A 10,958-nucleotide genomic window follows, 5' to 3' on the forward strand; every position below is an offset into this window, starting at 1 on the left:
TTTTCGAAAATAAATGAATGTATTGAAGTTTTAATCTTTATTTTGTGAGATAAGGCGAAATTAAATCTATGTTATTGTACTTTACCTAGCTGTATATGGTGTAATCATAAGTATAGTGTTGCGTTATATCATTTTATTTATTGGAAACTGATGGCCTGAAGGCTATCATTGAAATGACACGAAAATAATCGTAAGCATTCGATGATGAATCGAAACTTTGTGAAAGAGATCAAAAGTTTTGTTTTTTTGCATTGTCGGTTAAAATTGGCGTAGTAAACTACATTCGAAACCAATCGAAAGAAAGTCTTTTGGTTTCGTAAGGAGACGAAAGTGAAAGCGGCAGTTGAGAGGCGTATGGAAATCCTCGATATGGTAAACCAGCAAGGTAAAGCCAGAGTCGAAGATCTCGCTGAATTATTTAAAGTCTCAAGTGTCACTATCCGCAGCGATCTAAGCTTTCTTGAAAAAAATGGTTATATCGTTCGCTCTCATGGTGCAGCAATTCCTAACACAGGATTTATTGCCGAATTGAGTATCCACGAAAAACGTGGACAAAATGCGGGCATAAAAACATTAATCGGGAAAGCAGCCGCAACGCTGATAAAGGATGGAGACACCGTCATTCTTGACTCGGGGACAACTACTCGCGAAATCGCGACACATTTAAAGTCGCGCGAAAATGTAGTGGTCATGACTAACGGTCTGGATGTCGCAATGGAGTTAGCAAATACCTCAGGTGTGGAAGTATTAATGACCGGTGGTGTATTGCGAAAAAGTGCGTTGTCTTTTTCAGGCTCACAAGCTGAAAATAGCCTTAGAAATTACCGTTTTGATAAGGTTTTTCTAGGTGTTGACGGATTCGATTTACGTGTTGGTATTACTACACACAATGAACAGGAAGCTAGTCTTAACCGTTTAATGTGTGATATCTCAGAAACGATTATTGCGGTTGCCGATTCTACGAAATTCAGTAAACGCAGCTGTCATATGATCAGAGAGTTTGGTGATATTGATATATTAGTGACCGATTCAGGTATCCCTGAAGAATATATTCAGGAACTGAAAGATCACAAAATCGAAGTGATTATCGTCGACGATAAGGCATCGTAATTTGCTAACTCCATTAGCAACACCGCCGGTGTTGATTATGGAGTTAGTATTTAATGCATCCTTTAGAAAAGATTGTTCAGCTACACAAATCAGGCAAACAGAATGGTATTTATTCTGTTTGTTCTGCCCATCCTTTAGTAATAGAAGCAGCTCTATTACAAGCGCTGGATAATGATTCCTTTCTGCTAATTGAAGCCACCTCTAATCAGGTTGATCAGTTTGGTGGTTATACAGGAATGACTCCCGCTGACTTTTACCAATATGTTATTGAACAGGCTAAAAATGTCAGCTTTCCTATCGAGAAGCTTATTCTTGGTGGCGACCATTTAGGGCCTAATCGTTGGCAACATCTAAACGCTGAAGAAGCGATGGCGAATGCAGATGTGTTGATTGCACATTATGTTGCCGCAGGTTTCAAAAAAATCCACCTTGATTGCAGTATGTCTTGTGCTGACGATCCCGTTCCTTTAACCGATGAAATTGTGGCATCTCGTGCAGCACGCCTTGCTGTTATTGCAGAAAATACAGCAAAAGAGACTTTTGGCTCGAGTGATATTGTTTATGTTGTTGGCACAGAAGTGCCTGTCCCGGGCGGTGCCGCTGAAGAGCTTGATACGGTTGAAGTGACTTCACCTGATGCTGCACGTAAAACCTTAGAATGTCATCGCCAAGCTTTTCAACATGCTGGTGTCGGTGATTGTTGGGAACGTGTTATTGGTTTGGTGGTTCAACCGGGAGTCGAGTTTGATCATACAGGTATCATCGACTACCAACCAGAAGAAGCACAAGCATTAAGCCAAGTCGTAAATGATTATTCTCACCTTGTTTTCGAAGCTCACTCAACGGACTATCAAACCAAAGAGGCTTATAAACAATTAGTTCACGATCATTTTGCAATTTTAAAAGTTGGGCCTGCACTAACGTTTGCTATGCGTGAAGGTTTATACGCACTTTGTGCCATTGAAGAGACTTTATTTCCGCAAGAACAGTGCTCTAAATTGCGTGAAAAGATGGAACAACTGATGTGCCGTGAGCCTGGATTTTGGCAAAAATATTATCACGGTGATGAGCGTCAACAAGCCTTTGCTCGAGTGTATAGTTTTAGTGATCGTATTCGCTATTACTGGCCTGATGCTGAAATTAATGCCGCTATAGATACGCTAATGGATAACTTATCCGTTAAACCAATTCCACTGCCGTTACTGAGTCAATATCTGCCTTATCAATTTACCCAATTTAGAGAGGGCATGATTGACGGCTCCCCTGAATCTTTTGTTATTGCGAAAATTCGTGACGTGTTATCGGTGTATGCCGATGCCTGCTATGTCCATTAATTGAGGGAAACCATGGAATATTTAAGCTATCAGACCGCTAAATTAGAGCAACTGAATGCATTTTGGACTGCGAAAGAAATTGAGCAACAACCAGAATGTTGGAAGAAAACATGGCAATCAGTAAAAGAGAAACGTGCTGATATTGAAGCCTTCTTAGATAAAGCGCTCGCAGCGCCTCATGCACGAATTATTTTAACAGGTGCTGGTACGTCCGCATTTGCTGGAAAAGCATTAGCCCCTATTTTAAGTGGCCATACAAAACGTCGAGTAGATGCTATTGCAACAACCGATTTAGTGGCTGATCCACAAGAATATTTAGCAGAAGACATCCCAACGTTATTAATTTCTTTTGCGCGTTCAGGGAATAGCCCTGAAAGTGTGGCGGCGTTAGATGTTGCGACTGAATGTCTATCTCAGTGTCATCACTTAGTACTGACATGTAATGCAAATGGCAAGCTTTATCAGTATTGCCAAAATAACAGTAGAGCATTGGCATTGTTGATGCCTGAAGAATCCAATGACCGTTCTTTAGCAATGACTTCTAGCTTTTCATCCATGATGATGGCTGCAGTGACTATCTTTTTAGGAGATAACGTCTTTAGTGATTCTATTGCACCTTTTTTAGTCACTATAAAGCACAGTTTAATAAAGCGAATCAAATTATTCGGGATAAATACGCGGGTAAGTTTAAACGGGTTATTTATCTAGGAAGTGGCGGATTGCAAGGTTTAGCGCAAGAAGCTGCGTTGAAAATGTTAGAGCTTACAGCGGGTAAAGTGGTTGCGAGCTTTGATACTCCATTAGGTTTTCGACATGGGCCTAAGTCTATCGTAAATAAAGAAACTTTAGTGGTGATGTTTTTCTCTAATGATCCTTATACACGTCAATATGAGACTGACTTATTACGAGAGGTTATTCACGATAATGCATCAGGCAAGGTGATCGCGATCACCGCACGAAATGATAAAGCTTTTTCGCCTGAGAGTTTTGTTTATATTCCTGCGTTAGAGAACTGTTCTGATGTGGCGCTATTGTTCCCTTACTTGATGTTGGCGCAATCATTCGCATTTCACAGTTCCATTGCACTAGGGAATACGCCTGATAACCCGTCTCCAACAGGAGAAATCAATCGTGTTGTACAAGGCGTCACTATTTATCCGTTCTCATACAAAAAAGACGACACACAGTCTGCTTTAAATTAATAAAATATAATAAGAGAGCTAATCATGAACACACCGAATATTGTCTGGACCCGCATTGATGAACGTTTACTCCATGGTCAAATCCGCATTACATGGGGAAAACATACAGAAGCAAACCTGATTTTAGTGGCTAATGATGACGCAGCAGAAGGCCCAAACGCCGCATTCATGCAAGCTGGAATGAAAGCATCAGCAGGTGGTGAATATGCTGTTCGCTTCTTCTCTATTCAAAAAACCATTGATGTTATTAGCAAAGCATCACCTCGTCAGAAAATTTTTGTGTTGTGTAATAACCCGAAAGATGTTGCCCGTTTAGTGGAAGGTGGCGTGCCCATTACTCACTGCAATGTTGGCAATATGCATTTTCATGAAGGGAAACGCCAAATTGCAAAAACAGTATCCGTTGATGAAACCGATATTGATGCATTTAAACGCCTTGTTGCAAATGGGGTAACTTGCACAATTCAAAACACTCCCGATCAGACACCTGTTGATGTATTAACACTCGCATCTGCTTGATAAATTTCTGAATAAAAAAACCTGCATTAGCAGGTTTGAGGATTATTTATGATTTTTGAAGCTTCTTTAGTGGCTTTATGGGCCTTCTTTTGCGGTATAGATAAGTATGACGTTGCATTAAATATCCATCGTCCATTAATTACAGGGCCTGTTGTCGGGCTGATTATGGGCGATATGCAGGTTGGATTGATTGCAGGGGCAACATTAGAACTTGCTTGGTTAGGACTTGTTCCTAACGCTGGTGCTCAGCCACCAGATGTAACATTAGGCACTATTGCTGCGGTTGCTTTTGCAGTAATGACAAATCAATCACCTGAAGTTGCTATGGGTATTGGTATGCCAATTGCGGTGTTAATGCAAATGTTGGTGATTGGCTTCTTTGCAATGACTGCGTTCACTATGGGAAAAGCCGATAGATACGCAGAAAGAGCCGATGCTGGTGGTGTGTCACGGCTACTGATTATCACGATTATAGTACGTTCATTACTCTACGCATTAGTTGCCTTCGTAACGGTCTATTTCGGTGAACATGCGGCCCAGTGGATTGATGATAATACCCCGAAAGTGTTGCTTGAAGGTCTAGGTATTGGCGCGAAGATGGTTCCGGCTATTGGTTTCGCAATGTTGTTGAAAATCATGTGGTCAAAAGAAGTTGCTGGTGTGTTCTTCATTGGTTTCGTGATGACAACCTATTTAAAACTCCCAATTATGGCGGTCGCTATTTTAGGCGCATCAGCCGCTGCACTCTACTTCTTCTTTAGCGGTAATAACAAAAATACAAGTCAGCAAAATGAGGATTTCGAAGATGGTATCTGATAACAGCACTGCATTGAAAACACAAGATAAACCAGAAACGGGTTCTTTGATTGATGGCATTGATGAGTACCAAGATACTACGGTCAGAAAAGTTATCACTAAAGGTGATCTTTGGAAGTGTGCGTTCCGAGGGTTATTTATGGAAGGTAACTTTAACTTTGAACGTATGCAAGGCGGTGGATTTGCCTTCTCAATTATTCCGGCACTAAAGAAGATCCACGGGAATAATAAACGCGATTATGCAACATCACTGAAAAACCATCTGCAATTTTTTAATGCCAGTCCTAAGCTGTTTACCTTTTTATTAGGTACAGCTGTTGCAATGGAAGAAAACAAAGAAAAACCATCAACTGTTAACGTGATGAAAGTAGCAGGAATGGGGCCAACAGGGGGCATTGGTGACGCTATCGATCATATGACCTTAATGCCACTTACATTAGCATTGGGCGCATCTATTGCAATGGAAGGCTCGATTGCGGGACCTTTTGTTTTCTTCTTTTTATATCAAATTGTGCACTTTTTAGTGTATTTCGGGCTGATGTTTATGGGTTATCGCGCGGGAACTGCTGCGATGGTCAATATGAGTGATGCCACTGAAAAACTGGCTAAAGCCGCCAATATTATGGGGATCTTTGTCATTGGGGCGCTCTCCGCGACCTTTATCAAGGTGCAAACCACCGCCTCGTTAGAGCTGGGAGGAAAGGTGGTCGAATTGCAAAGCGCGCTCTTTGACAAAATCATGCCGAATTTACTGCCTCTGTGCTTAGTTTTCCTGATGTACAAAATGGTAAAAAGCACCGGCTTTTGGGGAAAACCTCCGGTATTGATTTTCTCAACTCTTGCATTTGGTGTTGTCGGCCACGTATTAGGATTCTTATAACAGAGAGCCTTTACCACCGTCGTTATCGTCAATCGAAATACATTATTAACTTGCTATAAACGGGCAGGAGAGTCTTCTGCTGCCCGCAAGGAGTCACTCATGATAGGTCTTATTGTTTCAGGACATCTTAATTTTGCTTCAGGTATGGCATCAGCCGTAAAAGCGATTGCTGGCGAGCAAGAAGATATCGCATTTATCGATTTTGTTGAGTCAATTTCTCCTGATGAACTTGAAGAAAAAATGCGTGAAGCGATTAACTCAATGTCATGTCAGCAATATCTATTCTTAACAGATTTACCCGGTGGAACCCCTTGTAATAGGGCAATGGCCATTATGATGCAGAACCCTGCTGTTGAAGTGTTAGCGGGTGTGAATCTACCGATGATTGTTAATGCGGCCTTTGAACGAGAAGGATGTTCAACGTCAGAGTTAGTGCAGACGTTACGCGAAATAGGTCAAGACAGTATTCAAGATATTCGTGAGCAATTGGCTCAAATAGACAGCAATGATACTGATGAAGAAGACGGCTTATGAGTCAGCGATACGCCATTTTGGCAGATAGAACGTTTACGCCTGAAGGAATTCGTTATCTCTGTTATGTCTGTGTTAGGGGCGATGTCATTGAATCGATCACCTCGCAAGCACCAACAGATTGCCCCATTATTCGCCTAAAAGGGAAATCATTATTACCCGGTTTTGTGGATATCCATATTCATGGTCGTGAAGGTGCAGATGTCATGGATGCGACTGAACAAGGGTTGCAAACCATTGCTGATGCTTTAGTGAAAACAGGCGTTGTAGCGTGGGTTGGTACAACAGTTACTGCGCCTATAGATGATATTCGCCTCGCATTATCACAAGTACGTGAGTTTTTATCAAAGCCACAAACGTCCGGTGCGTTGTTGCTTGGGAGTTTTTTAGAAGGGCCTTATTTTACCGAACGCCATCGAGGCTCTCACCCAGTGAAATATCTAAAAGCACCAACAATATCAGAGTTAGAAACACTGCTTGAAAGTGCAGGTGACACATTATTGCGTGTCGCTGTTGCGCCAGAAGCACAAGGTTCAATAGAAGCGATTGATTGGTTGGTCAATCGAGGTATTAAACCAAGTGTGGCGCATACAGCGGCAACTTACGAGCAAGCTTCAGATGCTTTTTTACATGGAGCTGATTGTGGTGTGCATTTGTATAACGGTATGACGGGACTTCATCACCGTGAGCCTGGATGTTGTGGTGCCGTGTTATATCACGATGTATTAGCAGAATTGATTGCCGATGGCATTCACGTTCATCCCGTGATGATGCAATTAGCGTATCGCATGAAAGGTTACCAACAACTCGCGTTAATTACAGATTGCATGCGTGCAGGTGGGTTGCCTGATGGTGATTATACGTTGGGTGCTCAAACAGTGAGTGTTACTCAAGGCCAGGCCAAAACAGCAGATGGCTCTTTGGCTGGGAGTACCTGTAGCTTAGATAGTGCATTGCGAAATATGGTGCAACTTGCGCACATACCTGAGTGGGAAGCTGTACAAATGGCGACTGCGATCCCAGCTGAGTATCTCGGTATCGGCGACAAATTGGGTTATATCAAAGTAGGGCAACAAGCCAGCTTTGCTGTGGTGGATGAGTGTTTTCATCTCACCGATACATTCATCAGAGGAAATCATATTTACTCTGTATCCGGGGAAAATGTATAGCTTTTCAGTTATGCACCCATCAGTAAAAATGAGGTATTTATAATGGAAATTCGTCAGCCAATTCATAGTGAACATGCTAAAAGGCTTGATACAGAAGGACTTCGCAAGGAGTTTCTGATAGAGAACCTATTCTGTGAAGGGGAAATGAATCTCACTTATAGCCATATAGATCGTATTATTGTTGGCGGTATTGTTCCTACAACACAGCCTTTAGCATTAATGGCGGGTAAAGCCTTAGGCGTTGATTTCTTTTTAGAAAGACGTGAGTTAGGTGCCATTAATATTGGTGGCGCTGGTAAAGTGGTTGTTGATGGAGAAGTATTTGATATTGGTCCTCGTGAAGCCATTTATATTGGAATGGGGGCTAAAAGTGTTGAGTTTATGAGTGATAATATGGAAACTCCAGCTCGTTTTTATATGAACTGTGCGCCAGCTCATCATACTTATCCAACACGCAAAATAACGCAGCAACAAGCATCACCAGAAAAAATTGGTAATGCAGAAAATTGTAATGTTCGTACTATTTATAAATTCTTACACCCTTCAGTTCTGCCAACGTGCCAATTATCCATGGGGATGACGGTTCTTGAACCAGGTAGTTTATGGAATACCATGCCTTGCCATACTCATGAGCGTCGCATGGAAGTGTATCTCTATTTTGATATGAAAGATGATAACGTGGTGTTCCATTATATGGGAGAACCAACGGAAACTCGTCATTTGGTTGTTCGCAATGAACAAGCCGTCATCAGCCCTAGCTGGTCAATTCACTCAGGTGTAGGCTCTGCATCTTATACCTTTATTTGGGGAATGGTTGGTGAAAATCAGGTCTTCCACGATATGGATCATGTGGCAATGAAAGATCTGAAATAACCACAAATAGTTACATTTTCTTCTTACCCTACTTATAAAAAAGGTGTGGCAATAAAGCCACACCTGAGAGGTTACTGCTATGAATTTATTCGATTTAAATGGCAAGATTGCTATTGTCACTGGTTGTAATACAGGTTTAGGCCAAGGTATGGCTATTGGTTTAGCCAAAGCGGGCGCAGATATTGTGGGGGTGGGCATTCAAGATGCGCCTGAAACTCGTCAGCAAGTGGAAGCATTAGGTCGTCGTTTTCATTACATTACACAAAATTTAATGAAACAAGATGGGTTACAAGCGCTGGTGGATGAAGCTGTTTCTGTTATGGGACGTATTGATATTTTGGTGAATAATGCAGGGATTATTCGTCGAGAAGACCTTTTAGAATTTAGTGAAAAAGATTGGGATGATGTGATTGATATTAATCAGAAAACATTGTTTTTTTTATCTCAAAAAGTAGCTCGCCAATTTGTAAAACAAGGTGACGGTGGAAAGATAATTAATATTGCTTCTATGCTCTCTTATCAAGGAGGTATTCGAGTACCTTCCTACACAGCAAGTAAATCTGCAGTCATGGGATTAACCCGTGCATTGGCAACGGAATTATCTCAATACAATATTAATGTCAATGCAATTGCTCCAGGTTATATGGCAACAGATAACACTGCAGCCCTACGTGCTGATGATGCACGTAATGCGGCTATTTTAGAGAGAATTCCGTTAGGGCGCTGGGGTGTTCCCGAAGATGTTGCAGGTCCTGCTATTTTCTTAGCGTCTAAAGCCAGTGATTATGTTAATGGATACACCATTGCGGTTGATGGTGGTTGGTTAGCTCGTTAATTTCATGGAGAAATAGGATGGAACACGCTAATACAGATACTTTGCAAAGAGAGCTTGTATTAAAAAACATGAAGCGAGTGTATCGTTATCAATCGGCTAATCAAGTTCGCAGTGTTCGTCGCCGTAGTGGTAAAACCCGTTTTATTAAAGATACCGACTGGGAACGTGGTGTTTTATGGAGTTGTGTAAGTGCAGCATGGCAGGCAACACAAGATGAAGAGTATCTCAATGGTGTGTTGAATTACACTTTACATACTGGGTTTAGAACAGGCCCCAACGCACGTTTTGCAGATGATCATGTTTGTGCACAAGCTTATCTGGCTATTAGCCCGCTTTTTGAACAATCTGAAGTGGTTGAACCAACAATCAAAGCGTTTGATATTATGCTTAATGAGCCAAAACGCGGTCGTGAGGATTGGTGGTGGTGTGATGCACTCTTTATGGCGCCTCCAGGCTTTGCTGCATTAGCTGAAATTACCAATGAGCGACGTTATTTAGATTATATGCACACAGCTTATTGGGATGCGATTGACCATTTACGTGATCCTGAAACAGGGCTTATCTTCCGTGATCATCGCTATATTCCTGATGGTCAAGGTAATGAATTACGCGAAGCTAATGGTGAAAAAGTATTTTGGAGCCGTGGTATCGGTTGGGTCTTAGCTTCGATACCGCGTATTTTAAAATATATGCCTGATGATTATCATGATCGTGAGCGTTATATTGCACTGTTTAAAGAATTAGCGACATCCATCCTAGATTATCAACATGAAGATGGTTTTTGGCGAACAAGTTTACTCGATCCTGATAATTTTCCTGCACCAGAAAGTTCAGCAACAGCGCTATTTTGTTACGGATTAGCATGGGGAATTAATCAGGGAGTATTAGAGAAAGATGTGTATTTTCCTGCATTAAATAGAGCATGGTCAGCATTACAAACCTGTATTCATGACAATGGCATGATAGGTTGGGTTCAACTTCCGGCATTTAACCCTCGTGAAGTGAAGTTTGAACATAATATGGATTATGGTGCTGGTGCTTATTTATTGGCAGGAAGTGAAGTTTTAAATCTTTTGTAAAATTGCTAGCGCTTTGATATTGACGCTTTGTTGTTTTTCTTGCGCTTCACATGCCTTCCGCGCAATATTTTCCTATCTAGGATGCCGACCAAAAAATAAGGTCGGCTTTTTTATTTTTAATATAATAAGAGGTAACGCTGATCTGTTACCTCTTATTCTAAATTTGGGTGCTGAGATAAACACACAATAATTTAAAAAGGAAACTGTGGGGGAATGCTCCCCCACAAGATTAATATAAAGTAAAAACTATATTAACCTGAATAATTAAATATCCATTGTTTGGTATGAGTAAATAAGATATTTACGCTCTAATAATACGTGAGTTGGTAATATCATCGTCACGATCACTAGTCCGATTAAAGAATATTTTTTCATTTCCTCTTGCACTCCGTTAAAAATGGAGGCAGAATCAAATTGTGTATGTTTGAGTCCGCCTCGGTTAATATGAATATATTTTCCGGGGCTTTTCTCTTTCTGGTGCTTGCGATATGTTTGAACCAGATTGATCCAAGCACCCGTGCAGAGAATAACAAAATAATCATCTAGCACAACACATTTATTATTAATAATAAATTTATCGATTTGTTTTGCTATTTTAAATAATTAATTG

At 41.0% G+C, this 10,958-nt stretch carries 10 protein-coding genes and 1 pseudogene; all 11 read left to right on the forward strand.

Translation table 11 applies throughout. The annotated features are described in order from the left end of the window. Positions 1 to 330 precede the first annotated feature (330 nt). The 11 genes and pseudogenes from agaR to GWI68_RS13460 all read left to right on the forward strand — a co-directional run bounded on the left by agaR (position 331) and on the right by GWI68_RS13460 (position 10,348). On the forward strand, positions 331 to 1,110 hold the full coding sequence (gene agaR / locus GWI68_RS13410) for a transcriptional repressor AgaR (protein ID WP_036912386.1): 780 nt from the start codon (positions 331 to 333) through the stop codon (positions 1,108 to 1,110). Between the two features lie 53 nt (positions 1,111 to 1,163). After that, positions 1,164 to 2,444 carry a tagatose-bisphosphate aldolase subunit KbaZ gene (gene kbaZ / locus GWI68_RS13415; protein ID WP_166540617.1) on the forward strand — a complete coding sequence of 427 codons (1,281 nt, stop codon included), beginning with the start codon at positions 1,164 to 1,166 and terminating at the stop codon, positions 2,442 to 2,444. Positions 2,445 to 2,456: 12 nt separating this feature from the next. Continuing rightward, positions 2,457 to 3,646 (forward strand): annotated as a pseudogene (locus GWI68_RS13420) (SIS domain-containing protein). A 24-nt stretch (positions 3,647 to 3,670) separates the two neighbouring features. Continuing rightward, positions 3,671 to 4,165 (forward strand): PTS N-acetylgalactosamine transporter subunit IIB, encoded by a 495-nt coding sequence (gene agaV, locus GWI68_RS13425; RefSeq protein WP_072069319.1) that lies wholly within the window; start codon positions 3,671 to 3,673, stop codon positions 4,163 to 4,165. A gap of 48 nt (positions 4,166 to 4,213) precedes the next feature. Next, positions 4,214 to 4,981: a PTS N-acetylgalactosamine transporter subunit IIC gene (gene agaW / locus GWI68_RS13430; protein ID WP_069367637.1), complete on the forward strand. Its 768-nt coding sequence runs from the start codon at positions 4,214 to 4,216 to the stop codon at positions 4,979 to 4,981. Continuing rightward, the gene (locus GWI68_RS13435; RefSeq protein ID WP_072069318.1) at positions 4,971 to 5,861 is read left to right on the forward strand and encodes a PTS system mannose/fructose/sorbose family transporter subunit IID; all 891 of its coding nucleotides are present in this window, start codon (positions 4,971 to 4,973) and stop codon (positions 5,859 to 5,861) included. Before agaW ends, GWI68_RS13435 begins: the two co-directional genes overlap by 11 nt. 99 nt (positions 5,862 to 5,960) lie before the next feature. After that, positions 5,961 to 6,395, forward strand: coding sequence for a PTS galactosamine/N-acetylgalactosamine transporter subunit IIA (gene agaF / locus GWI68_RS13440; protein WP_109407516.1), 435 nt, complete (start codon positions 5,961 to 5,963; stop codon positions 6,393 to 6,395). After that, on the forward strand, positions 6,392 to 7,561 hold the full coding sequence (gene nagA, locus GWI68_RS13445; RefSeq protein WP_166540618.1) for an N-acetylglucosamine-6-phosphate deacetylase: 1,170 nt from the start codon (positions 6,392 to 6,394) through the stop codon (positions 7,559 to 7,561). The genes agaF and nagA overlap by 4 nt, the downstream gene beginning before the upstream one ends. Before the next feature lie 42 nt (positions 7,562 to 7,603). Then, positions 7,604 to 8,434, forward strand: a complete 831-nt coding sequence (gene kduI, locus GWI68_RS13450; protein WP_109407514.1) for a 5-dehydro-4-deoxy-D-glucuronate isomerase — start codon at positions 7,604 to 7,606, stop codon at positions 8,432 to 8,434. A 79-nt stretch (positions 8,435 to 8,513) separates the two neighbouring features. Then, complete coding sequence (kduD, locus tag GWI68_RS13455; RefSeq protein WP_109407513.1) at positions 8,514 to 9,269, forward strand: 2-dehydro-3-deoxy-D-gluconate 5-dehydrogenase KduD; 756 nt, start codon at positions 8,514 to 8,516, stop codon at positions 9,267 to 9,269. A gap of 17 nt (positions 9,270 to 9,286) precedes the next feature. Beyond that, the gene (locus GWI68_RS13460) at positions 9,287 to 10,348 is read left to right on the forward strand and encodes a glycoside hydrolase family 88 protein (protein ID WP_166540619.1); all 1,062 of its coding nucleotides are present in this window, start codon (positions 9,287 to 9,289) and stop codon (positions 10,346 to 10,348) included. Positions 10,349 to 10,958: the final 610 nt, after the last annotated feature.

The sequence above is a fragment of the Proteus sp. G2669 genome (assembly GCF_009915245.1).
Taxonomy (GTDB): domain Bacteria; phylum Pseudomonadota; class Gammaproteobacteria; order Enterobacterales; family Enterobacteriaceae; genus Proteus.

Coding starts and splice junctions, on each gene's coding strand:
- GWI68_RS13435 (WP_072069318.1), top strand. CDS start 4,971: ATGGTATCTGATAACAGCACTGCATTGAAAACACAAGATAAACCAGAA.
- agaW (WP_069367637.1), top strand. CDS start 4,214: ATGATTTTTGAAGCTTCTTTAGTGGCTTTATGGGCCTTCTTTTGCGGT.
- nagA (WP_166540618.1), top strand. CDS start 6,392: ATGAGTCAGCGATACGCCATTTTGGCAGATAGAACGTTTACGCCTGAA.
- kduD (WP_109407513.1), top strand. CDS start 8,514: ATGAATTTATTCGATTTAAATGGCAAGATTGCTATTGTCACTGGTTGT.
- kduI (WP_109407514.1), top strand. CDS start 7,604: ATGGAAATTCGTCAGCCAATTCATAGTGAACATGCTAAAAGGCTTGAT.
- GWI68_RS13460 (WP_166540619.1), top strand. CDS start 9,287: ATGGAACACGCTAATACAGATACTTTGCAAAGAGAGCTTGTATTAAAA.
- agaF (WP_109407516.1), top strand. CDS start 5,961: ATGATAGGTCTTATTGTTTCAGGACATCTTAATTTTGCTTCAGGTATG.
- kbaZ (WP_166540617.1), top strand. CDS start 1,164: ATGCATCCTTTAGAAAAGATTGTTCAGCTACACAAATCAGGCAAACAG.
- agaV (WP_072069319.1), top strand. CDS start 3,671: ATGAACACACCGAATATTGTCTGGACCCGCATTGATGAACGTTTACTC.